This window comes from Thermodiscus maritimus (genome assembly GCF_055382595.1).
The window spans coordinates 925,530-948,323 of the sequence record NZ_AP042434.1 but is presented as its reverse complement, the minus strand read 5'-3'; the positions used below and the strand labels follow the sequence as shown (position 1 = coordinate 948,323).

Here is a 22,794-nt window from a genome sequence, read left to right as displayed (position 1 = left end):
CTGCCCCCAGACATGGATTTTTGAGGAGTGGTATGGTGGCCCGGATCCTGCACGTGTCAGACATACACTGCCAGAATGATATACTGAAGCGCGTGCTTGCGGAGGAGGATTACGACCTAGTAGTTTCAACCGGGGACTTCGAGTGCATAGATACCGCTAGGATCTTCCTCGAGAATGCTAAGGCTAGAGCCCTAGCAGTGACGGGCAACCTCGACAACCCCGGCGTAGCGAGACTGCTCCGGGAGAAGGGGGCATTAATAGATGGGAGGGTTATCGATGTAGATGGCCTCCTGATCGCTGGCGTTGGCGGTATGGAGGTGCTAGGCAATATCAGGATGATAAAATCCGCCGCCCCCTCGAGGCCATTAGACCTGCTAGTAACCCACCATCCCCCCAGAGGGGTTCTCGATAAGACATTCTACGGGGTAAATGCGGGGATCGAAGAGCTGTGGGAGCTCATAAGCTTCCTCACCCCCAGCTACCACCTCTTCGGGCACATCCATGAGAGCCCGGGCGTTCTCGAGGGTGACGACGGCGTAGTGTTTGTTAACGCCGGCCCCCTTGCAAGGGGGAGGTACGCTGTGATAGACCTGGAGGAGGGCCGGGTAGAGCTCCGCGAGGTCAATAGGTGAGCTGCAGGCCAGACTTGCCCCAGGCCGCTACACCCACGGGTTCCCTTTATTATGCAATAGTAACAGTATAGGAGTGTGGTGATGTCGGAATGCCTAGGGCCCCCCTGAAGCATATAGCGGAGTACGCAGCCCGCTACGGGCTCAAGCCCCTGGAAGAGGAGGAGAAGCTCGTCATAAAGCATGAGGAGTACCCGTTGGAGATCGTGATCGAGCCACGCGGCGACGGCTACATTGTGCAGCTTAGGGTTGGAGAGGACTTGGAGGACAGCATATCAGAGTTGCTGGAGGAGGACGTTGATCCAAGGAGTGAGCTGGAGGACGTGATCGAAACTCTCGTTGCTGTCGTCGACTACGCTGTAAGGAAGCTGAGGGAGGAGGGCTTCAAGGTGGAGAGAGATACGAGGAACGCTATCCTCAACGTCTACGATGCACTGGAATCCTTCTTAGAGGAGGAAGAGTAGGGTTCAAGGTGCCTCCGGGCCTCGGCTAGGGCCGAGGCCATACCCTGTATGCTAGCTACTACTCTTGTTATGGGGATTTCCAGCTCCTCCCGCAGGTCTTTCCTAAGATACCTGTAGTCTAGGAGTATATAGACTGCCCTGTCCTCTGGCGAGCGGATGGCTCTTCCAAGCCCCTGCTTTATCCTAACTATCGTCTGGAAGTTGAAGACATAGTATCTAGCCCTCCTCTCCTCCATCCTCTTCGAGAGGTCCTCCTCCATAGTCCTGGTGTAGTCGTTCTGGCTGCGGGTATGGGACACCCACCATTACCACCGTGTGTAGCAGGTTCCTACCTTCATCGTCAACGAACTCGACTCCCTCCACGAGCTTCCCGCTCGCCACCGCATGTATCCCTATATCAGGCTCGGATCTCACCGCATCCTCTACTTCATCTATATTGGTGTCCCTCGACTCGATAATGATGTTAAGTGATACTGGAAGGTACCCTGTTATCTTCCTCATAACCTCATAGCTAGGGTACACGAAGAGCTTCGGCCCGGAGAGGCCTCGCGAGATCAGAGCCACGTAGGCTGAGAGCCTCTTATACATGTAGGGGCTCCTCTCCCTATACCGCGTCGTAACATCCCTCGCAACTACCGTGTAGATGTTGGCGTGCTTCACGAACCTCCCGAATACTACGTCGGTGTCAATGTACCTTCTCTGCCTATTAACTCCGAGGAGCTCCTGCACGTAGTCTCCTCTTGGGAGGGTCCCGCTCGCCAATATGACCGCTTTAGCCTCTTCCAGGGGCCTCCTCACAACCACTGAGGGATCCATTGGAGTAGCGACTAGGTCAGCCTCCTCATCCCCCGGCTCAGCAAAGAGATGGGATTCCGGGAGAAGCAGAGTCTCCACCCAGAGGGCCACCTTCGAGATCCAAGTCCTAACCCTACCCACCATGAGTGGGCCGGAGAGCACAGCCTCCTCCATCTTCTTCTCTCTCACAGCCTCCGCTGCGTCGAGGATCAATTCGAAGTCTACGCCGCTGTCGAGGACCGCTTCCTTATCCAGCCTTTCGGGCCTACGGAGCTTATCGGGGAGTATTCTGTTAACAGCCTCCAGCAGCTTCTCCAGCTCCTCTGCGTAGGCTTCTCCATTCTCAACGTACTTTCTCACCTCCTCGATGCTCTTCTCTATCACTGATCCCTTGATCCTCCTCTCCAGAAGCGAGTGGACTGTTGCCAGGGTGTGGGCCTCGTCCACAACCACTACGAAGTCGCTGTAGTCGAAGGGTTCTAGGACCCCCTGGAAGATGTCCTGCCGGAAGAAGTAGGGGTATGTCGCAACAGTGAAGGTTACATTGTCGACGAGCCTCCTCAGGGTGAAGAAGGGGCACGCCCCCTTCTCCTCGGCGATCTTCTTTGAGACGGGGACGGGCATGTCGCCGCTCGATAATAGGAGCTGCTTGACCTCGTCCAGGTCGACATCATCTACTCTCGTGTAGTACTGGCATATCCCTTTTACTCTCGCAATCCGGCAGTTGTCCCAGAAGTCCTCGGGTGGAGGCGGCCGCCCTTCCACGGTCATGAGGGGGCAACTCCTCCTAGCGCTGAATAGTAGGGTGAAGGGCTCCTTGAACCTCCTCAGCTCCCTTATGACGGGGTATAGCTCGTTAACCGTCCTCACTAGGTATAGGACCCGGTCCGCCCCCGCCAGTTTTAGACCGTAGATTATGCTGGAGGTCTTCCCGAAGCCTGTTGGGGCTCTCACTGAGAGTATCGAGCCAGTCTCCACTGTTTCCTTGACTAGCTCTGCTAGCTCTCTCTGACCCTTCCTGAACTCCTTGTAGGGGAATACTGGCTCTGCCACTGGATTCATCCTCTACCCTGCGTCTGGGGGGTCCCTCAGCCGCCACGTCCTCATCGCGTACATGCGTGCTCGGGGTTCGAGGTGGCGGTCATCCCTTTCCCTCGACTACTCGCCTATAACGGTGACTATTATCCTCCTAGTCCTGGGCCCATCCATTTCAACGAGCAGGATCCTCTGCCATGTTCCAAGGAGGATCCTGCCCTCCTCTACCGGTACTGTTGCGTGGTGGCCTAGGGTTGACTGGCCAAGGTGGGCGTGGGCATTATTGTCTATCCTGTTATGCTTCCACCTCCACCCCGGCCTGGTTAGCTCCTTGACATAGTCTAGTATGTCTTCTAGGAGGCCGCTCTCGGCCTCGTTAACCGTTATCCCAGCCGTGGTGTGGGGGACGTATACGTTAACCAGGCCGCGGGAGATGCTGGAGGATGAGACTATCCTCTCCACCTCGCTGGTCACGTCTACTATAGTAAACCGCTCTCGGGTAGGGACACTCACTGTCTCCCTGTAAACCTTGCATGTCAACCCTTCCACCTTGTAATATATTCCCGTGGCCTGGACGTTTTAGTGTGATTTGGAGGATAGGGGGAGGATGAGGCCCTATACTAGGATATTCTCCACGATGACGGTTGACGGCAGGATAGCCTCGAGGACAGGCTACAGCAGGCTCTCGTGCGAGGAGGACTTCACCCTCCAACACAGCTTGAGGGCTTGGAGCGATATCGTAGTTGTAGGGAGCAGGACTGCTCTAGCAGACGATCCCAGGCTGACAGTAAGGAGGGTCCCCGGCAGATCTCCAATGAGGGGAGTGGTGGATTCGAGGCTTAGGGTCCCTCCCACCGCTCGAATGTTCACGAGGCCGGGCGGAGTCCTCATAACCGTGGAGGGTCATGGGGAGGAGAGGCTCCGCCCGTACAGGGAGAGGGGCGTTGAAATCATACAGGCTGGGAGGGGTAGGGTCGACCTGGTCCAGGCTTGGAGGCTCCTTTATGAGAGGCTTGGTGTTAGGAGGGTGATGGTTGAGGGTGGAGGGGGCTTGAACCTTGGGTTGCTTGAGAAGGGTTTGGTAGACGAGGTTTGGGTTACCGTGGCCCCCTACGTGTTCGGATCCGGTGTATCGGTGTTCGAGGGGAGGGGATTCGACGGGCTAGTGGAGAAGGGTGAGCTTAGGCTTTTGGATGTAAAAGTATTATGTGGGGGCTGGGTGAGCCTCCGCTATGAGGTGCTCCGCCCCCGCCTCCCGCTTGATGTTTAGCCTAGAATATTATGCCCTTGTAGGCCTCCTTGTAGATCGGGTGGTTCTTCATCCTCTTCAAGTACTTGCTCCTGTCATACTTTTCTCCTGGGTTGAATGTCTTCACGTCCAGCTCCCTCTTGTAGGCTTCTAGGTCGGTTGAGTACTGTTTGAGTACGTAGTCCCTGTAGATGGTCTCCATCACGTTGTAGGCGCAGAAGGGTATCACCCTCCCATCGGGGGTGGTGTAGTGTATGTTGCACCTCCTCACCCTAGTCACGTCGTAGTTGTAGAGGTCCATGAAGTGCATCATTCCGAGGAACATCATCTTGTAGTGGAGTTCTCCTAGGGCATCGTAGTTTCTCTTTATGAAGACGTTCCAGAGCAGCTTTGTGAAGCTTAGTCCCTTGGGCATCTTATTCGTGTCCACGAACTTCTTTAGGTCGATCGCTCCCCTCAGCATGAGCATCTTCTTGCTCCTGCCCTCTAGCAGGTAGATCCTCTTCTCCTCGAGCCACTCGATGAAGCCGTCTACGTCGAAGAACTCTGATATAGGCACTATCTTGGTGGGGACGCCGTTCTCTCCCCTCTCTATAAACACGTATGTTCCTGCACCGCACATTGGGTGGTTGCTCATGCAGAACTGGGGTATTCCTGTCCAGGCCTCTATGAACTTGGCGAACTTAGCCGCTACTGGTATGGGGTACCATGCTTCCGGAGGAATCTGGTAGTCTGTCTGCTCCGCGATCCTGTGGATAGCGTCTGCTATGGTAATCCTCATCCTCTCCCTCTCCTTCTTCTTCATCTGCCCGCTGAGGCTGACGGGCTGGAAGTTGACCGCCCTGACAATGTCTATGTGCTTGCCTCCGAACCTTATGATGTCTCCGAGCTCGTGGTCGTTCATACCCTTGATAACGGTGGGTACTAGTACTACGCTGGTCATGCCAGCCTTCCTGAAGACCTCGAAGGTGAAGGGGACCTCCCAGTGGTTCTTCCAGTTAACCTTCGGGGATACTCCGTCGAAGCTCATATATACAGTGTTGACCCCAGCCTCTCTAAGCATCCTCGTGTACTTTACAGCGTGCTCGTAGTCGTCGAAGAACATCTTTGCAAACCAGATGCCGTTGGTGTTCAACTGTACGTGCCTCACGCCCTCCTCCTTGAGCATGCGGACAACATCTACTAGGTCACTCCTCATCATAGGCTCGCCGCCGGTGATCTGTATTGCTAGGGTTACGTTCTGCTTCTTCAGCTGCCTCACCTGGTACCTGAGCTGCTCAATGGTGGGCTCATAGACGTAGCCGGCCTTTTCGGCGTAGAAGAAGCAGTAGAAGCATGAAAGGTCACACCTGTTGGTAACAACCAGGTTAGCTAGGGCAGTATGGTTCTCGTGCATGGCGCAGAGGCCGCAGTTATAGGGGCAGGGGGTTGCCAGTCCCAGGTAGGCTTTAACATCGCCCGCACCCTTACCTGTCTCCTCGTACTTCATCATCCTGTGGTAGAGCTTCACGTCGCCGTAGTACAGCTCCTCGAACTCACCATGTTCTGGGCAGGTCTTCCTAATGTATACCTTACCATCCCTCTCAAAGATCCTGCCCGGGATGAGCCTCATACACACAGGGCACAGGGTCGAGGTGACCCGCAGGTGCTTCTCCCCCTCTCTCAGCGGGGGTAGCGGTCCTCCTAGCGGAATCCTCTTACCCGCTATTTCAACGTATGTTTTCCCGTTGATCTTTACGAGCCTGCTTGGGGGTGGTAGGGTGCGGGATTCGATTATTTTATTGGGTAATGTTGAAGGTTTAACAGCCATTTTATTACACCCTCTCGGTTAGATAATATCCTTAGACCATATATAACCCTTGACACGTGTTTATTGTTGACAACCACCTGGCTTACACTTTGTATGAAGGGTTTAGATTTAACTGGGCGCGGTCTAGGATTACAGGTACTGGGTGCATGTGTTGGGTAGTACTAGTGAGCTTGCGAAGAGGCTTGCGGAGGAGCTTTCGAGGAGGGCGGAGTTCGTAGAGACCCTAGCAAGGGATCCCGTGCCTGAGATTTCTAGGAAGGACTTTGACGAGCTAGTCAAGAAGAATAAGGTAGTGGTCCTCTACTTTACGGCCGATTGGTGTGGGCCGTGCATATCGTTCCTTGAAACGTTCAGGGATGTAGCCTTATCCCTTGCTAGACCCGGCGTTGCCTTCGCCAGAGTAGACGTCGACAGATCATATTCACTAGCCGACAGGTACAATATACAGCACATTCCCACGATCGCAATATTCAGGGAGGGGAAGCTGGTTGACACCGTCCTAGGCCAGACCTCGAGGGAGGAGCTGGTTAAGATAATAAAATCCCACATGAAGGCTGAGGGAATCCAAGTCTAACACTCAAATCCCGGAAGGCACGGGAGCCCTGTTGCCGCTCATTAAAAGAATCATTCTGCTGGGCATCCTCATCGCTCTCGCCATAATTGGGCTAGAGGGTTACATCCAGGTTCAACACCAAGTGGCTGAGGATGGAGAGGATCTTCTAGTAGTTGGACTCGTGGCGTACCTGATAATCCTGTCTGGGCCAGTTGCCCATTACTCGGGGCTTCCAGTCGCCGTTATAGAGCTGTTGATGGGGGTTCTTGCATCCTATTATAAGGTCTCGGAGAGCGAGGCACTCACCCTTCTAGCTGGTATAGGAGCTAATATGGTCCTATTCATGGCTGGAGCAGAAATAGATGTTGCACTCCTGAGGAGGAGGCTCCGCAGGGCCCTGGGTCTCGGCTTGATCGGGATGCTGGGCCCCTCCGCTGTTGGAGTAGCACTGGCGTATGAGAACGGGGTAAACGCGATAATATTATCGATAGCAGCCCTATCCGCAACGAGCGCCGCGCTAACCTACGGTATACTCCATTCGAACGGGCTGACTAAGTCTAGGACTGGCCAAATGGTGCTGGCAGCGGCTATGTTAACCGACATCGCCGGAATGATATTCTTGAATATCGCGACAAGCCAAGCAAACCCGCTGCTCCTACTCTATGGCGTAATTATTGTGATCGCCCTATTAGTACAGCCCATCCTCGCGAGGGTTGAGAGAGTAGGCTTCGAGACCGAGATAAGGCTGGTCACGATGGCCCTCATAGTGCTTGGGGCTGCGACAGAGTTCCTGGGGATCCACTCGGTTCTAACAAGCTTCATCCTCGGGATCATCGTATCGGAGACTCTAAGGGAGAGGAGGCTTCTCCGCGAGAAGCTTGAGGGTATGGCTTTCGGCTTCTTCTCACCATTCTTCTTCATAGCTAGCGGCCTCATGATCGACCCGTCCCTACTAGCCTCTGAGTGGATTCCTGTCATAGTGGTTGGGCTCGTATTGTTCTTGTTAAAGTTCCTCCCATCCTACCTGTATCTTAGAAGGAGGGGGACCCCACCCAGGTCCGCTATATTGTATGCCTCGAGCATTTCCCCCCTCCTCACAGTCACGCTGATCTCGGCCCAGGTGGGGGTTGCCACGGGCTTGATCGATGAGCGGTTATACATTATAATGGTGGGGAGTGTTTTGATAACGTCTATAATGGCGAGTATCCTCTCGCTCCTAGTGAGGGGAAGGCTACAGAGGCTCGAGGCTCACTTCTTCTAGCTGGCTGAGAACATACTCTCTTATCTCATCCAGGCTGGGTAGGGGGCGTATGAGTCTTCCATCCTCCATGTACTTCACGGTTACCTCTTCGAGGTTGGAGTCACACGTTGGCTTTTCATCCCATAAAGCTACTATCCGCTTCCCTCCGCACTTGTAGAGCTTCTTCGCTCCCGGCAGCTTGCCCCTCTTAGAAACCTTCACCCACTCGCCACCCCTATATACCTCTACTATATCCATGCTTAGGTCTATGTTGGGGGCCGAGGATATGCTCGTCCCTACGCCGAAACCATCCACCAAGTCTCTCAGCTCTACTATCTGCCTTTCCCCTATACCCCCGCTAACGATGATCTTCACGTTTGGGCGCCCCCTGAGCCTCAAAAGCCATCTTATCTCCTCGACTATCTCCCTCATCTTACCCCTCCTGCTGCTTGGAGTGTCGAGTCTCACTCCCCACAGCCTGTCGCCGAGGGTTTCCAGAGCCATCTCCACCTCGACTCTTTCATCGTTGAAGGTGTCTACGAGGGCTATAACGGGAGTCTCTTTCTCATAGAGGTCCGCGAACCACTTCCAGGCCTTCCTCTGGTCTCCTAGGGATATGATGAGGGCGTGTGGCATTGTCCCCTTGGGCTTCACTCCAAGGTATTTCTCGGCGAGAACTCCGCTGACGCCGTCTGCCCCACCTATGTATGCGGCCCTGTCGGCGACTGGGTAAACAAACGGGTGTAGCGCCCTGAGGCCGAAGTATAGGATGGTCTTGTCTCCTGCAAGCTTCTTCATCCTGGCGGCGGCGGTGGCTATTGTGGAGGAGAATCTCAGGCTTCCGAGTATTGCGGTCTCGAGCTCCGCGAAATCCTCGTATACACCCTCTATGACTAGTAGGGGCTCCTTCTGCCGGAATATGGTCCCCTCAGGGATGCTGTAAACGTCTACCTTCCTCCCCTCCAGTATAGCTAGTACCTCTTCGAGCCCCGCATAGACTGCCCACTCATAGCCTTTTGGCATGGAGTAGGCGTGGACTTCCATTCTAACCTTTAAGTCGGCGAGACCCGCTTCGCGGAGGATCCTCTTGGTTCTAAGGAAGTATATGTCTGTGGCCTCCCCGCTCTTTATCTCCTGGTGGCTGGCAGAGTATAGTCTTGGCCTCCTCTCGCTCAAATCCCATCATCCCATAAGATTCCGGGGAGGAGAGTATCGTATATATGGATAGCTACCTTGCCTCCAACTATGTTTTTCAACCCCGGTTAATTGCCTCCCATTTAATGGTGTCGTGGTTAAATGAGGGAATCGTGGATAAGGGACCCTCCCTTCAACCTGATAGTAACGCATATGCCGGGATGGCCCAACGCGAGGGATGCAGAGAGGCATCTAGAGTGGCTTCTAGACGATGTAGAGATAGTCCACCGTGCACCCAACATCATTCTAGCTAAAACCCATGATCCAAGGGCAGCTGTTGAGAGGCTTAGGAGGAGCCTGCCAGCCTCGACCCCCATACTACGAGTTATACCCGTGGATACCGTCACCTATCCAAGCGTAGAGGATGTTAAGAAGGCGGTCCATAAGCTTCTGGAGGAGCAGCCCCCGGGATCCTATGCGATAAAACTCGACGGACACCTTTACGGGGCGGATGGGGATCTGATGCATAAGGTGGACTCAATAGAGGTCATAGCTGACGGGATAGAGAGGCCTGTAAACCTCTCATCACCAGACATTCTAGTATATATTAAGATCGTCAAGTATAGGAGGTCGCACCTCGCAGCAATATACGTTGGCCCCAGTAGTGGGATACTCTCCACTGTGAAGGAGAGGGGCTGAGCATTGTCCAAGCTCTTCGGGACCGCTGGTATAAGGGGGAGGTATCTGGAGAAGATCACGCCCGAGCTAGCATACCGTGTTGGATTAAGCGTTGCAAACTACGTTGGCAGCTATGGGTCTGCTACGGTTGGCTACGATATTAGGACTACGAGCCCCCTCCTCGCCAAGCTCGTGGCAGCAGGACTGATGGCTGGAGGCTTAGACGCTATCGACGTTGGACTCGTCCCCACCCCGGTGCTAGCCTACTCGGTTCCAAACACGAAGTCTAGAGCCGGAGTAATGGTTACAGCTAGCCATAATCCTCCACCCGATAATGGGTTGAAGGTGTTCGACTCTGAGGGGATGGAGTATACTCTAGCAATGGAGCGGGATCTAGAGGGCCTGATATTCGAGAGGGACCCCAAGAGGCTCCATGCCCCGTGGGATAGGGTTGGACGCCTCGTCGCAAACCACGAGGTTATCGAGGAGTATGTTTACGATCTCCTCGATGTAATGACTGTTGAGAGGCCTAAGATAGATCTTCGGATCGCCGTGGACTGCGCTAACGGCACCGCGAGCAACGTCACCCCCCGTGTATTGAGGATGATAGGGGTTGGGAAGGTTGTGAGCTTCAACTGCCACTACGACGGTATGTTTCCCGGGAGACACCCTGAGCCGAGGCCCGACACGATCAGCCCCTATGTTAGTGCCGCTTCAAGCCTAAACGTTCACGCGCTCCTAGCCCATGACGGGGATGCTGATAGGCTAGCTATCGCGGTCCCGGGTCTGGGCTTCGTGAAGCAGGATCTCGTGATAGCATTGTTTTCCTGGTGGAAGCTGAGGGATCGTAGAGGAGCGATCGTCGTCTCAGTCGATGTTGGCCTGGAGGTTGAGGAGATGGTTGAAAGGATGGGGGGAAGGCTGGTGCGGAGCAAGCTCGGCAAACTGCACGAGAAGATCAAGGATACCCCGGGCGTACTACTCGCAGCGGAGCCCTGGAAGCTGATAGACCCCTCATGGGGTCCATGGGTTGACGGCATATACCAGGCGGCTCTCCTGGCAAGGATCTCGCTAGAGGAGGGTGAGACTCCCGCATCCCTCATCCAGAGGCTTCCATTCTACCCCTCGGCCAGGATAAACATCAAGCTCTCCAAGGATGAGGATAAGCTCAAGATCTACCCCGTTCTCGAGGAGAAGGCTAAGACCGAGCTGGCTAAAGGCTCAATAAGTATAGACGAGACTGACGGGGTTAGGATCACCTACGAGGATTCCAGCTGGATACTCCTAAGGGTGAGCGGGACCGAGCCGAAGATAAGGATCTACGCCCAGGCTACCAGCAAGCAGAGGCTCATGGATCTCATTGCTAAGGCGAAGGAGCTGGTGTACTCCACCGCAGCCCATTTAGGCATCCAGATAATGGGTATAGAGGAGCACATTGACGTGGGTAGGAGGCAGGGTTAGGGATCCTCAATTCTCTAAACCCGTTCACTTGGCTTCTTGGGGCTTCCTAAATTGTTCTCCCCTAAACCCGTATCTTTTGATGACCTCTGCCAGCCTCTTCGGGTTTTTCGTGTATAAGCGTAGTTTGAGTATTGTTCGCTTCGAGGTCTTCACGAGCTCGAACGAACCTCCTCTTCTCGTTAACGTTAACCTCGACATCCTCTGGTAGGGGGAATGTTACTGTAGTTGAGCCTACTATTCCCTTCAACACTATCCCCTTATCGGTGACGGTGAAGCCTGGCGGTGCCTGCACCATTGTGACCTTGCCAACTTTCCTCAGGGCCCACATGTAGACTGCCTGGTTTATGATGAAGAGGCCTTCAAAGTAGATGAGGAATGCGGTGAACTCAGAGAGCTTCCCCGGGCCCAGGCTAGCGGCGATTACAGAGTAGAGTTCATCCACATACCCCCAGAAGAGGAAGAAGTAGAGCATGGCGACCAGCATACCTAGGCTCGTGTACATTGTAAACTTCGACTGCTCCTGCATATCCTTCATGATCTCCGTATCCTTTGTCTGCAGCTCTCTCGAGTTGGACTCCTCATAAAGCTTCCTCCCCTTCAAAAGCTCCTCGGGCTTAACCTTCTCCTGGCCGAGAGGGTTCTTGCCAGACCTGCTCTGGACTATTGAAATTATTATGATGAGGATGAATACTAGGATAAACGTCTTCCAGTTCCTACCAAGGATAGCGGCTGCTACGGAGTACAGTATAATTGACAGCTGCCCTATCAAAACCCTGCTCTTAACGTCCTCTATCTGGTTCGCCAACCCTTTCTTCCCCTTGGACGGGTGGAGATTTAAGACGCTATTAACAGTTAGCAGGGAGGCGGGAGTGGGGATGAGGGACTCGTACTCTATACGTGCTGGAATGGCGGTTGTGGGGGAAGAGCTTGAATTAGTGAGGGACGCATGCATCCACGTTAGGGGCGGGATTATAGAGTCTATCTCTAGTGCTTCATCTTGTGGCAGGGGATTCTTAGGGGGCGGATCGATACTAGTAGCCCCGCAGCCGGCGCTCATCCACGTTCATAGTGGAGACCATGCATTCCCGGAGTATGGTGTGGATAGGAGTCTAAGCGAGCTCGTCGCCCCGCCGGATGGATTGAAGCATAGGAGGCTGGCTGGTATAAGTGAGGGTGAGCTTGTAGAGGCTATTCTGGAGTTCTACAGGCTCGCCTGGAGGCTCGGCGTAGGACTCCTGGCAGACTTTAGGGAGGGTGGAGGGGTTGGGTGCGCGGCGGCGAAGAAAGCATATAGTCGCGCCCCTGACGGGCTAGAAGTCCTCGTCTTAGGCCGTCCCGGCCCCGGTTTCCCAGCGGGCTGCGATGGGCTTGGATTGTCGAGTCCCTTAGACTACGAGGTTGACGAGTTGAAGCGTCTCACCAGTATGCTTAGGCCAGCCCTCACCCATGTTGCGGAGACCCGGGAGACTAGGTTGAAGGGGGACCTCGAGCTCGCATTGGAGGCTGGGTTCAACGCGGTCATACATGGAACGTTCCTATCAAGAGAGGACCTCCATATGCTAGAGGAGGATGGAGTAGGACTAGTACTGTGCCCTAGAAGCAATATGTGGCACGGCCTCGGACTCCCCCCGGTCAGGGAGGCTGCGGGTATACTCTCAAAGCTGGGCCTGGGCTCCGATAATGCCTCTTGGATGCCCCCCGACGTGTGGAGGGAATTGGAGGTTGCAGTGCTAATAGCTAGGGTGAAGGGTCCCGCTGGCGAGTGGTTGGCTAGAAGGATGCTGAGAGCAGTCTTCGTCGACTCATATAGGATGGTTGGAGGTGAACCCCGGATTGTAGCAGAGGGTGGGAGGGCCAGCTTCCTCTTATTCAATGTTGAGGGTTGGGGTATTGATAGGGCGGAGAGCGCGTACTATGCTCTAGTTAAGAGGCTAGGGGCTGGAAACCTGTTTGCGAGGGTTGATGATGGCGCTGTCTCCTTCCTCTAGAGGGTCTGGCTTGAGGATCCCTCAACCCGCTTAACCAGTCTAGAACATACGATAAAAATATATTGGAAGATTAATTAGATGGTATATCTCCTGTCTAGAGCGTTCGCCCCAGGGGGCTGGTCAGCCTTTAAGGCCAGCGTCTAGGAGCTTCTTCAAGTTCATAGTGTCTAGCACGTTGCCCGTGATCTTTATCTGTCTCTTCATGAAGGCTGCCATCGAGTCGAGCTCTCCCTTAATTTTCTTCTCTAGAACCTCGGCCTTACCGGTTATTGTCGCGATAGGGTTGCTGTGCTTGCCCTTCTCGACCTTCAACTCACCACCTGATATTTCGACGTAGAACTCTTCCCCGGTGTCCTCGACGATGAACTGGTATACCTTGTTCCAGCTGGATACCTCTGGTAGGCTGGACTTCGCCTTTTCGAATATATTCTTGAAGGCTTCGACTGCCTTCTCATATATGGCCATTAACGCCACCTCCCGCGTCAACTAAATGTTATAGCAATAACAGGATACTATTCCTTAGAGGGGAAAACACCATTACAGGATCACCACGGAGCATTTATAATTAGAAAGCATATAATCCCCAGGGTTATTTAAGAAAGCCACTATTGCCCTGTATGTGTACGGACTCAACTATTGATATTGGTAGCCATACTATTCGATGTAGAAGCGAGAAGCCTGTAGCGTTCGAGGGGTTTGTTATGGCTAGAAGAGTAGCGATAGTTGGAACAGGCCACTCTAAGTTCGGCGTGAGGAACGATGTCAACATCCCAGAGCTAGCATACGAGGCTATAAGCAAGGCAATCGCCACCGCTGGCATTGAGAAGAAGGACATAGACCTCGTGGTTACTGGGTATGTTGGAGGCTGGAGCAGCGAGCCCCTAGCCCCAGTCGTTGTCATGGAGTATGCTGGGCTTACAGGCAAGCCAGGGTATAGGATCGAGGCGGCCTGCGCTACGGGGAGCGCCGCTATCAAGGCGGCGCATGACGCCATAGCCGCTGGAGAGGCTGACATAGCGCTGGTAGTGGGAGTCGAGAAGATGAATGAGAGCCCCACCCCAACAGTGGTAGAGTTCATCGGGAGAGCTGGAAACTACTTCTGGGAGTTCGAGAACTTCGGCCTGACATTCCCAGGCTACTACGCCCTATACGCTACAGCATACATGCAGAAGTACGGTATGACGGAGGAGGACATGTGTAAGGTTGCTGTGAAGAACCACTACTATGCAAGCATGAACCCGAAGGCGCAGTTCCCAAGGAAGATAACGTTGGAGACCTGTATGCAGTCGAGGTACATTGCCTGGCCACTCAAGCTCTTCGACTGCAGCCCGATAACGGATGGAGCCGCAGCCGTGGTTCTCGCCAGCGAGGAGGTTGCTGAGAAGCTCACCGACTCCCCGGTATGGATTGAGGCTATAGGTGTATCCACTGGTACAAGCAACCTGTCGAAGAGGAGCCAGTTCACCAACCTCGAAGCGGCGAGGCTGGCAGCCCAGATGGCTTATAAGAAGGCTGGGATAGACCCCGACAACCCCGTCAAGTACCTCGATGTTGCAGAGGTCCACGACTGCTTTACAATCGCCGAGATAATGGCCTACGAGGACCTGGGATTCGCTAAGAGGGGCGAGGGATACAAGCTGGCAAGGGAGGAGCAGACCTACATAGGAGGACTAATACCAGTAAACCTCAGCGGCGGTCTAAAAGCTAAGGGCCACCCGCTAGCGGCTACTGGAGTCAGCATGGCGGTCGAGCTAACCAACCAGCTGCTTGGGAAGGTGGAGAAGGGTAGGCAGGCGCCGATCAATAACGGGAGGGCCATCGCCCACAACATAGGAGGCACGGGCCACTACGCCTACGTAACCATCTACTCGCTTTCTAAACCCAGATCCCCTGCTTGAAGGGAGGTGAATGGCTGTGAGTAATCAGAGAGAGCAGGCGGACATGTTCCTGGCCCAGATGGACCAGTTCGCGAACACCATGAAGGAGAGCGTTGGAGTCCCCGTGCTAATGGATCAGAAGACCGGGGTACGGATGTGGTGGGACCAGAGAGAGATCAAGCTGAGGTTCCTTATCAGCATTGAGAAGACGTTCAAGTTCTTCGAGGCCCTAGCAGAGGGCAAGCTGCTTGCGACTAGGTGCAAGAAGAGCGGCAAGATACTATTCCCGCCCCAGGTCGACTGCCCAGACGATCCAGAGGACGAGGTAGAATGGGTTGAGCTACCCAACAAGGGAGAGCTGCTAACCTGGACAGTCATATACGTGAAGCCCTACAGCTTCGGCCACTACCCAGACTACACAGTGGGCATAGCTAGGCTCGAGAATGGAGTGCAGGTGCTCGCCTGGGTGAGGGAGACAGACCCGAAGAAGCTGAGGGCCGGAATGCCCGTGAAGATCGAGATCGTGCGCAGGCAGCCGGAGAACTACCTCACATACGAGATAGTCCCGCTAGAAGAGTAGCCCCTGTTGAGGGACCCTCAAATAAACGCCCTACGCCTTTTTACCAATCCCGATATTTCTCAGAGCCTCCATAAGTTTCGTGTAAGCCATACGGGAATACTCCTGGCTAGCGTGGCCGATTCCAATCCTTATAGTGCCTGGAAGGTCGAAGCACTCTCCGGGATTGACCAGTATCCCTTCCTCGGCGTAGATCGACTGAGCCAGCTCCCACGTATCCTTTGTCCAGGGGACCCTTGCTAGGAGGAATGCTCCAGCCTCGGGCCACCAGGGCTCTAGTACGCCTCTATGATCCTCGAGCACTTGCTTAAAGACTTCTAGATTTGCCTTTACAATCCCTCTAGCCCTCTCCTCTAGCCTCCTCCTAACACTAGGCTCGAAAACGGCTATGGCCACAGCCTCGCTCAGCCTTGAAGGGCTTATACTTGTATAGTCTTTTACTGCCCAAGCCCTCTCTATAATCCCTTCGACATTACTGGCGATCCACCCTATCCTCAGTCCGGGGAGGCCGTAGACCTTCGAGAGCCCGCCTGTCGAGACAGCTATTATATTGTATTTCCTCGCCAGCTCTAATATTGAGGGAGGAGTCTCACCCGTGATCTCAAGCCCACGGTAAACCTCGTCGACTATGATCAAACTGTGAACCTTCTCAGCCTCCTCGGCGAGAGCCTTTAGAGAATCTCTTTCAACAGCCCCGGTGGGGTTGTTTGGATTAGTTAGGAATATGGCTCGGGGCTTCATCTTCCTCATCTGGTCTATGAGCTCGTCTACTGGGAGATGCCATCCATTCTTCGGGCTCCTCCAAGCCTCATACACCTCCGCGCTCCTGGCCTGGAGGAGGCCGTAGACTTGCTTGTAATTCGGCATGTCAACAATAACGATATCTCCTGGTTTGATGAGGCCAGCTACTACTAATAGGTTAGCCTCGGCAGTACCGTTTGTTATGAGAACGTTGTCCTCGTTTATATCGCCATAGTATTCCGCTATCCTCTTCCTCAGCCTCGGATCGCCCCTCGTCCATCCGTATCCTAGGTCTACGCTGTCAAAGTCTATCTCGGCACCGATGCCCTTGAGTTCTGAGAGGGTTAAAGGCTCCACTCCGCTCTCGCTTAACAGTATTTTGGCGGTGGTCTCCCTCTCGCTCTGCCATCTCTCAAGGCAGAATGGTGGTAGCTCGTATGGGAACGGCAAATTCCTATACCCCTGGTCATACGTCATGTTATCAATCAGTAAACTGGTTCTTATATATTACAAGAGGATCTCTACGACTTAATCTACCTATTATACACCTATAGTAGTATTAAAAAGAAGTTTTTGATATATATTTGCCGTGGATAACTTACTCCCTGGACTTTACGAGCTTAATGAACTCCCTCATCCAAGCTGGCAGGTCGGGCCACGCCCTGCTAGTTACAAGGTTTCCATCAACAACTACCTCCTTATCTACCCACGTGGCATCGGCGTTCTCCACATCCGGCTTGACGGCGACGTAGCTTGTCAGCGTCTTCCCCTTCACGAGGCCATAAGCTGCTAGTATTAATGGGCCATGGCAGATAGCTGCAACTGGCTTCCCAGAATCGAAGAAGTGCTCAACTATATTCTTGATGTGTGGGTTAAGTCTGACATACTCTGGCATCCTACCGCCTGGGATAACCAGGCCGTCGTAGTCGCTTGGATCGACTTCGCTGAAGCTCTTCTCAACCCAGGGGAACCTGTAGCCGGGCTTCTCAGAATACGTCTCCCATCCGGGCTCGAAGTCGTGTACTACTGTGAATAGGGTCTTTTTGCTTGGAGCGGTAACGTGGACTTCGAAACCCTCCTCTTTAAGCCTCCAATAGGGGTAGAAGAGCTCTTGAGCCTCCACTGCATCTCCTGCTATAATAAGGATGCGAGTCATTCCAATAGCCTCCACTAGCCTAGTTCGTTTAACAGTATTGTTGGAAGAAGTATAAATATTTTAATATATAAATATATTTTGAACGAGTATATTAAGCCGTAGAGTGCTGGTGGATGCCTAGAGACTGTAGAGTTCGGGCCTTCTAAGTCTTAATACTGGGAGCTTTTTCCGGGCCTCGTCCACCTCTTCTAAGCCTATATAGTAATGCAGCACCTTCTCTCCATGCCCAGCGTCCGCAACGACGACTCCGAAGGGGTTAACTATTAGGCTCCTACCGGTGAAGTGGTCCCCGTAAAGGATGGGCGAGGCTATCCATAATGTGTTCTCGTGGGCCCTTGTCTGCGCGAGGAACCTGTACTGCTCCTCCTTCCCGGGGCCATTGTACCAGCCGCTTGGGACTAGGATTAACTGTGCACCCTTCAACGCCTGGTAGCGGAAGATCTCCGGGAATCTTATCTCGAAGCAGATCGCGGCCCCCACCCTGACGCCGCATGCCTCTACAGGTTCAAAGAGCCTGTCTCCTGCCTCGAAGATCTCGCTCTCCCTATAGCCTAGAGCGTCGAAGAGGTGCGTCTTCCTGTAGGTGGCTATGATATCCCCACTCTCATCAATTATTGCGAGGGAATTGTAGGCTTTCCCTCCCTCACCCTTCTCGAAGAGTGTTGCGGCTATGCATGCCTCCTTGCTCCTAGCAATCCTCTTGATCATAGTCATCCACGGCCCGTCTAGGCTCTCAGCACCGCGGTTTACCTCTTCAGCTGTGAGCCCTGTGGGGTCGAACATTGAGTACTCGGGGATCGCTGTGATCCCATGCTCTACTACCGACTTCTCTAGCAACTTCTCCAGCATCTTCATGGATTCCTGCTTGTCCCTTCTAGCCCTCAACTGGATGAGCGTAACTGGTACCTCCATGATTGATCGCCTTTAACATATTCCTTGCCGTAATCGTGTATTACACTGGCGTTCCTGGGTTAAAGGGTATTACCGTTATCCCATTGATGGGGAGCCTTCGCCTATACGGGAGGAAGGATGAGAATGCGGATGACGACTCATGTAGCCTTTGGCCTGGGCCTGGCAGGCCTCCTCTCATCTTATGCTCGATGTAGCATGGATTGCTGGATTCTCTCACTCATAGTATCAGCGTCTATTAATCTAATTGTTGACCTAGTTGGCCATAGGTCTAGGTTAATGAAGCCTCCCATTAGGACCAGGGTAACTCATAGCCTTCCCGGTATAGTAGTGCTGTCGCTCGCAGTCTCTTACGTCACGGTTAGAGGGATTATCCTTCCACCCAGAGAGAGCTTTTGGCTCTACGTTATTGGTGTTGTAAGTGGGCTCTCCCACTGGCTCCTCGACGCGTTAAACCCGGGCGGGGTCTATATTGTTAGGAGGAGGTTTAGGCTAGCCCGGATACCCTACTACAGTCTAGTATGGAATACAGCATTACAAATGCTCGGGGGAGCGATGCTCCTGTACTCGCTCACCATGTTATACAAATGAGTATCGCCATTGAGGGTCCCTGCATCCCGTTTTAACCTGGAGGAAGGCAATTATATTATGGGGGTACTGGGTCATGGTTGAAGTAAGGGTCATAGACGTCACCCCAAGGGGGTGGGGGGCGGAGCTGATAGCCTCCTACCTCATCGTGTCCGAGAAGACCGCTCTAGTCGACGTTGGCCCCGCCAGCAGCGTGGACCAGTTGAAGGAGGCCCTTGAGGCGCTTGGAGCCGATCCAGACTATATCGTGGTAACCCATATACACTTGGATCACGCGGGGAGCGTTGGCCACCTCCTCCGCGATTATCCAAGTGCAAGAGTGATAGTCCACCCCCGTGGAGCGAAGCATCTCGTGAACCCGGAGAAGCTGTGGAGTGCTGCCCAGACGGTTCTGGGGAGGGTTGCCGAGATCTACGGGGAGCCACTCCCAGCGCCATCAGACCGTGTGGTCGCGGCTGAGGATGGGTATAGGCTGGACCTGGGAGGGGATGTTGCATTATCTATTCACCATACTCCTGGCCATGCTAGCCATCATCAATCAATACTCTTAGAGCCCGACGGGATACTCTTCACCGGCGACTCTGCAGGGATCTCGATAACGGTAGATGGGAAGCCTGTGGAGCTACCCACTACTCCTCCACCATTCCACCCGCAGCTCTACCTGGAGAGCTTGGAGAAGATGAAGGCTCTCAAGCCGAGGAAGCCTGCGCCTGCACACTATGGGGTTAAGGATGAGGATGGCGTAAGGTACCTGGAGAGAGAAGAGGACAGGATCAATAGATGGCTCAGTATTGTACGGGAGATCGTGTCTAGCGGGACGAGTGATGTTGATGAGGTGGCTAGGCTTCTCGCCGAGAGGGAGGAGGATGCAAGGGTGGCATTTGAGCACCCCAACCCTATAGTGAAGGAGGTCTTCTATAGGGGGACCGTGTGGGGCCTTGTTGAGGCGGTAAAGAAGATGATATAAGGATTTAGAAGGGGGAGGAGTGTACCTTTAACCCTCTTTCTTATACGCGTAGAGGCCAACCAGGTATCCTAGGAGTGCCGGTGTTACTATGTGGTAGGATAGGACTACTAGTAGTACGAGACCCCCTCCTATACCTGCTATGAGGTTGAGCCCTGCCAGTCCACCGGTGTAGGCTAGTGCTATGGCGTAGCCTGTTGCAGCAGATAGAAGGGCTAGTCCGGCCGATGCTCCAGGGGATGCCCTTGCTATTGCGATGGCCGCGGCCGCCAGTATCGGTGCTAGCGTTATCCCGGCAACTGGAATGTAGAGGGAGGCGAGGTAGAGTATGCTTCCGAATACCCATGCGAGGGCTGCTCTAGAGGCGTTCATGAGCTTCCACCTCCAATAAATTCAAGCATGGGTCCATTGTATGCTGAGGGATCCTCTCCAAGAGTGTAGGCTAGGTACTTGCCCTTGGTCCAGTAGTCTAGGTAGATGTCCTGGTAGTGCTGGCTGAAGGGGTTGCCGCTCTCTCCCCCGGGCAGTGCTATATTGTAGAGGCTCCCTGAGAGGTCTACCACCTGCCTTATGCTTGGCCCGTGGGTCACAGGCATCCCGTCTCTGGCGTTGAAGCTGCTTGGACTAGCTACGTTTATGGTGTAGGGTCCCCCGCTGGCCGGTATCTTTGCATAGTTCATTGCTTCAAAGGCTGGATGAGCCACGTTATAGTAGTGGATCTGGCCGTACTTCCACTTCGTGTAGTCGCTGGTCCCGTAGTATTCTGTTAGGGTGTTTAAGGCGTCCTCCAAGCTCTTGTTGACTAGTGCTTTGAGGTCGCCTCCGGGTATTAGCTTGAGGGCGTACTCGTCCCCCTGGGCGGCGGCCTTCACTATGCTCAGGGCATAGTGGAATCTTAGGAAGCCTATGTCGTCATCGCTGCCATATAGGTGCTCCCATAGCAGCTTGTGGAAGGAGTAGATCCATGCGACCGCTATTGTTGGGGCGTACTCGTCCTTCGACATTAGGGGTCCCTCGGTGGAGAGCCATTCTTGCAGTATGGCGGCGTAGTTTGAGTCGGAGTAGGGCAGTATTGCCGTCTCGAGGTAGTCCTTCACGCTCAGGTCGACTATGTCGGTTTGTATCTTCTTAACCTCGTCAACTGTTATAACGCCGTCGCTGAGGGACTCGTTTAGGAGCTGCTTAATCCTCTCCTCCCTATACCTGTCAGCGTAGTGCCAGCCCACCATATCACCGCACGAGCCGTCCCAGGGCTTAGAGTTGGCTGTGGCTATGTAGGGGATTGGGGGATCGTAGAGGATTGGGAGGTCCTCCTTGGGGACATAGCCAGCCCATTCTCCCTCTCCATTGCTCCCGTTGAAGGGTATGTAGCCCCTGTTCACTATCTCCTCCACGACTCTGCCAGCTACTGTAACGTTCCTTGCTAGGACGGGGAGATTCACCCGGACCGGGTAGGCGCCGACAGGGCTGTAGGCGAAGTTGCCCTGGTCATCTGCTACTACGAAGTTCTGGATTGGGGAGTGGAACCAGCGCTGCGCTGTTATAGCCTCCTGCACGGTGGAGGCATTGTTGAGTTCTACGAAGAACTGGAGCTCAAAGCTCGGGTCTAGCCCAGTCCACTTGACAGCGTATCTAACCCCATCCCTCTCGAGGACGGGCCCGTGGACTGTTCTCAGCACTGTTATCTTCTTCTCCTCGAAAGAGTGCTTCATGGGGTCATAGACTAGTATGGTTCTCTCCTTCTTCTCCGCCTCGAGCCACTGGCCCTTATACAGGTACCTGTCGCCATCCCACTTGTAATAATAGTAGTCTGTGAAGTCCCCCATAACATTGGTGAAGCCCCAGGCTAGGTGCTGGTTCCGTCCTATGACTATGAGAGGCGTCCCTGGGAAGAGTGCGCCTATCGCCTTAAAGCTGGGGGTGTGGATCTCTGCGAGGAACCATATGGGTGGGACTGAGAGCTGGAGGTGGGGGTCGTTAGCTACAATGGGCTTCCCCGACTCTGAAGCACTGCCGCTAACTACCCAGTTGTTTGAGGCGAGCCCTGCTGTTGCTATGCTCCAGAGGCTCCTCAGCTCATCTATCCATGAGAGGAGGGGTTCCGGGTTAGGGGGCGCCTCGCTCCCTCCAGCTAGAGCTACGCCCTCGCCTAGCGTTGAAGAGCTGTAGTTGTAGGGGTTCGGCTTAGTCGATACGTCTCCCCACTTCACCGCCATGCTGCAGCTTGCCTGCGTCACGGTCCCGCGCCATTCGTTCATATCCATGTAGGCTATGATCTGTGGCCCCCACTTGTCGACGAGCTTTCCTAGTACTAGGTCCTCATCGTTCCATGCGAGTCCTAGAGCTATCACTTTCTCAATGGCTATAGTATCCTCTGGCTTCCAATACACTGGTTTCTGGCCGAGGACCCTGTATTCTACGGGTAGCAGGTTGTGTTTTAGAGCATAGTCTATGTATGCGTTCACGCCATCTGTATAGGCTAATAGCAGGCTCTTCAGCTTCGACAGCTCTGGGTTGGACTGGATTAGCTGCCACGTCTCATTTATCGTCCCATCTATGCCGAGGCTCTTTATGAACACGTCGTTATCGTAGCCAGGCTCTCCGACTAGAGCTGAAAGGTTTCCTTCTCCAACCCTCCTCAGCATGTCCATCTGGAAGAGCCTCATGGAGGCTGTAACCCATCCTAGAGCGTAGACTCCGGCTTCGTCTGTTGAGGCGTATATGTGGGGGACCCCGTGCTCGTCCCATACAACTGTAGCGTTCTCGATAACCTGTACGTTATACTTCCCGGAGGGGAGGCCTGCTGCTAGGGCGGCTCCTGTGACTCCGTGTATGGGGTCTATGAAGGCTTGGAGGATTGGGGATGCGTATGGTAGGGCTAGGAATAATATTACTATTAATGCGGCTAAGGATGCGACTACTTTTCTCGCCAAGGGAGAATCCACC

At 53.9% G+C, this 22,794-nt stretch carries 24 protein-coding genes and 1 pseudogene; 12 read left to right on the top strand and 13 right to left on the bottom strand.

The genetic code is table 11. The features are described 5' to 3' along the window. Nucleotides 1-35: 35 nt before the first annotated feature. Nucleotides 36-632, top strand: a complete 597-nt coding sequence (locus tag ACZ47H_RS05135; protein WP_464932623.1) for a metallophosphoesterase family protein — start codon at nt 36-38, stop codon at nt 630-632. A gap of 89 nt (nt 633-721) precedes the next feature. Beyond that, a complete protein-coding gene (locus tag ACZ47H_RS05130; protein ID WP_464932622.1) occupies nt 722-1,093 on the top strand; it encodes a hypothetical protein in 372 nt (123 codons plus the stop codon). Here ACZ47H_RS05130 and ACZ47H_RS05125 read toward each other — a convergent pair. The 3 genes from ACZ47H_RS05125 to ACZ47H_RS05115 form a co-directional block, all read right to left on the bottom strand. After that, nucleotides 1,054-1,392 carry a helicase C-terminal domain-containing protein gene (locus ACZ47H_RS05125; RefSeq protein ID WP_464932621.1) on the bottom strand — a complete coding sequence of 113 codons (339 nt, stop codon included), beginning with the start codon at nt 1,390-1,392 and terminating at the stop codon, nt 1,054-1,056. The genes ACZ47H_RS05130 and ACZ47H_RS05125 overlap by 40 nt on opposite strands. Then, nucleotides 1,310-2,941, bottom strand: coding sequence for a helicase C-terminal domain-containing protein (locus ACZ47H_RS05120; RefSeq protein WP_464932620.1), 1,632 nt, complete (start codon nt 2,939-2,941; stop codon nt 1,310-1,312). The genes ACZ47H_RS05125 and ACZ47H_RS05120 overlap by 83 nt, the downstream gene beginning before the upstream one ends. 105 nt (nt 2,942-3,046) lie before the next feature. Then, on the bottom strand, nt 3,047-3,463 hold the full coding sequence (locus tag ACZ47H_RS05115) for a secondary thiamine-phosphate synthase enzyme YjbQ (protein WP_464932619.1): 417 nt from the start codon (nt 3,461-3,463) through the stop codon (nt 3,047-3,049). A 67-nt stretch (nt 3,464-3,530) separates the two neighbouring features. Between ACZ47H_RS05115 and ACZ47H_RS05110 the strand changes: the two genes are divergently transcribed. Continuing rightward, nucleotides 3,531-4,193: a dihydrofolate reductase family protein gene (locus ACZ47H_RS05110; RefSeq protein WP_464932618.1), complete on the top strand. Its 663-nt coding sequence runs from the start codon at nt 3,531-3,533 to the stop codon at nt 4,191-4,193. 1 nt (nt 4,194) lies between these two features. Here ACZ47H_RS05110 and tes read toward each other — a convergent pair whose 3' ends face one another. Beyond that, nucleotides 4,195-5,982 carry a tetraether lipid synthase Tes gene (gene tes / locus ACZ47H_RS05105; protein WP_464932617.1) on the bottom strand — a complete coding sequence of 596 codons (1,788 nt, stop codon included), beginning with the start codon at nt 5,980-5,982 and terminating at the stop codon, nt 4,195-4,197. A gap of 151 nt (nt 5,983-6,133) precedes the next feature. On the opposite strand from tes, the gene ACZ47H_RS05100 reads away from it, so the two are divergent. Further along, a complete protein-coding gene (locus tag ACZ47H_RS05100; RefSeq protein WP_464932616.1) occupies nt 6,134-6,556 on the top strand; it encodes a thioredoxin family protein in 423 nt (140 codons plus the stop codon). A 31-nt stretch (nt 6,557-6,587) separates the two neighbouring features. Beyond that, complete coding sequence (locus ACZ47H_RS05095) at nt 6,588-7,796, top strand: cation:proton antiporter (protein ID WP_464932615.1); 1,209 nt, start codon at nt 6,588-6,590, stop codon at nt 7,794-7,796. Here ACZ47H_RS05095 and ACZ47H_RS05090 read toward each other — a convergent pair. Beyond that, on the bottom strand, nt 7,767-8,951 hold the full coding sequence (locus tag ACZ47H_RS05090) for a nicotinate phosphoribosyltransferase (protein WP_464932614.1): 1,185 nt from the start codon (nt 8,949-8,951) through the stop codon (nt 7,767-7,769). The two genes, ACZ47H_RS05095 and ACZ47H_RS05090, sit on opposite strands and share 30 nt — an antisense overlap. A gap of 120 nt (nt 8,952-9,071) precedes the next feature. On the opposite strand from ACZ47H_RS05090, the gene ACZ47H_RS05085 reads away from it, so the two are divergent. Both ACZ47H_RS05085 and ACZ47H_RS05080 read left to right on the top strand, forming a co-directional pair. Beyond that, entirely contained in the window at nt 9,072-9,608 is a 537-nt protein-coding gene (locus ACZ47H_RS05085; RefSeq protein ID WP_464932613.1) for a THUMP domain-containing protein, read from the top strand. A 3-nt stretch (nt 9,609-9,611) separates the two neighbouring features. Further along, nucleotides 9,612-11,048, top strand: a complete 1,437-nt coding sequence (locus ACZ47H_RS05080; RefSeq protein WP_464932612.1) for a phosphopentomutase/phosphoglucosamine mutase — start codon at nt 9,612-9,614, stop codon at nt 11,046-11,048. Nucleotides 11,049-11,072: 24 nt separating this feature from the next. Here the strand turns inward: ACZ47H_RS05080 and ACZ47H_RS05075 are convergent, their stop codons facing one another. Together ACZ47H_RS05075 and ACZ47H_RS05070 are read right to left on the bottom strand one after the other, a co-directional pair. Further along, nucleotides 11,073-11,246 carry a DUF2208 family protein gene (locus tag ACZ47H_RS05075; RefSeq protein WP_464932611.1) on the bottom strand — a complete coding sequence of 58 codons (174 nt, stop codon included), beginning with the start codon at nt 11,244-11,246 and terminating at the stop codon, nt 11,073-11,075. After that, nucleotides 11,224-12,000 (bottom strand): annotated as a pseudogene (locus tag ACZ47H_RS05070) (DUF2208 domain-containing protein); the annotation flags it as partial. The pseudogene ACZ47H_RS05070 and the gene ACZ47H_RS05075, both read right to left, overlap by 23 nt. On the opposite strand from ACZ47H_RS05070, the gene ACZ47H_RS05065 reads away from it, so the two are divergent. Beyond that, on the top strand, nt 11,918-13,036 hold the full coding sequence (locus ACZ47H_RS05065) for an amidohydrolase family protein (protein ID WP_464933993.1): 1,119 nt from the start codon (nt 11,918-11,920) through the stop codon (nt 13,034-13,036). The pseudogene ACZ47H_RS05070 and the gene ACZ47H_RS05065 sit on opposite strands and share 83 nt — an antisense overlap. A 120-nt stretch (nt 13,037-13,156) precedes the next feature. Here ACZ47H_RS05065 and ACZ47H_RS05060 read toward each other — a convergent pair whose 3' ends face one another. Next, nucleotides 13,157-13,501, bottom strand: a complete 345-nt coding sequence (locus ACZ47H_RS05060; RefSeq protein ID WP_464932610.1) for an SCP2 sterol-binding domain-containing protein — start codon at nt 13,499-13,501, stop codon at nt 13,157-13,159. 236 nt (nt 13,502-13,737) lie between these two features. Between ACZ47H_RS05060 and ACZ47H_RS05055 the strand changes: the two genes are divergently transcribed. Both ACZ47H_RS05055 and ACZ47H_RS05050 read left to right on the top strand, forming a co-directional pair. Next, nucleotides 13,738-14,934, top strand: a complete 1,197-nt coding sequence (locus tag ACZ47H_RS05055) for a thiolase domain-containing protein (RefSeq protein ID WP_464932609.1) — start codon at nt 13,738-13,740, stop codon at nt 14,932-14,934. 16 nt (nt 14,935-14,950) lie between these two features. Further along, nucleotides 14,951-15,493, top strand: a complete 543-nt coding sequence (locus ACZ47H_RS05050; RefSeq protein WP_464932608.1) for a Zn-ribbon domain-containing OB-fold protein — start codon at nt 14,951-14,953, stop codon at nt 15,491-15,493. A gap of 30 nt (nt 15,494-15,523) precedes the next feature. Here ACZ47H_RS05050 and ACZ47H_RS05045 read toward each other — a convergent pair whose 3' ends face one another. The 3 genes from ACZ47H_RS05045 to ACZ47H_RS05035 form a co-directional block, all read right to left on the bottom strand. After that, complete coding sequence (locus ACZ47H_RS05045; RefSeq protein WP_464932607.1) at nt 15,524-16,681, bottom strand: aminotransferase class I/II-fold pyridoxal phosphate-dependent enzyme; 1,158 nt, start codon at nt 16,679-16,681, stop codon at nt 15,524-15,526. Nucleotides 16,682-16,829: 148 nt separating this feature from the next. Next, the gene (locus ACZ47H_RS05040) at nt 16,830-17,387 is read right to left on the bottom strand and encodes a DJ-1/PfpI family protein (protein WP_464932606.1); all 558 of its coding nucleotides are present in this window, start codon (nt 17,385-17,387) and stop codon (nt 16,830-16,832) included. 117 nt (nt 17,388-17,504) lie between these two features. Further along, entirely contained in the window at nt 17,505-18,299 is a 795-nt protein-coding gene (locus tag ACZ47H_RS05035) for a carbon-nitrogen hydrolase family protein (RefSeq protein ID WP_464932605.1), read from the bottom strand. A 129-nt stretch (nt 18,300-18,428) separates the two neighbouring features. Between ACZ47H_RS05035 and ACZ47H_RS05030 the strand changes: the two genes are divergently transcribed. Both ACZ47H_RS05030 and ACZ47H_RS05025 read left to right on the top strand, forming a co-directional pair. After that, nucleotides 18,429-18,887, top strand: coding sequence for a DUF1286 domain-containing protein (locus ACZ47H_RS05030; RefSeq protein WP_464932604.1), 459 nt, complete (start codon nt 18,429-18,431; stop codon nt 18,885-18,887). A gap of 73 nt (nt 18,888-18,960) precedes the next feature. Next, complete coding sequence (locus ACZ47H_RS05025; RefSeq protein ID WP_464932603.1) at nt 18,961-19,851, top strand: MBL fold metallo-hydrolase; 891 nt, start codon at nt 18,961-18,963, stop codon at nt 19,849-19,851. A gap of 27 nt (nt 19,852-19,878) precedes the next feature. Here the strand turns inward: ACZ47H_RS05025 and ACZ47H_RS05020 are convergent, their stop codons facing one another. Both ACZ47H_RS05020 and ACZ47H_RS05015 read right to left on the bottom strand, forming a co-directional pair. After that, nucleotides 19,879-20,220 carry a hypothetical protein gene (locus ACZ47H_RS05020; protein WP_464932602.1) on the bottom strand — a complete coding sequence of 114 codons (342 nt, stop codon included), beginning with the start codon at nt 20,218-20,220 and terminating at the stop codon, nt 19,879-19,881. After that, nucleotides 20,217-22,781 carry a penicillin acylase family protein gene (locus ACZ47H_RS05015; RefSeq protein ID WP_464932601.1) on the bottom strand — a complete coding sequence of 855 codons (2,565 nt, stop codon included), beginning with the start codon at nt 22,779-22,781 and terminating at the stop codon, nt 20,217-20,219. The genes ACZ47H_RS05020 and ACZ47H_RS05015 overlap by 4 nt, the downstream gene beginning before the upstream one ends. Nucleotides 22,782-22,794 lie beyond the last annotated feature (13 nt).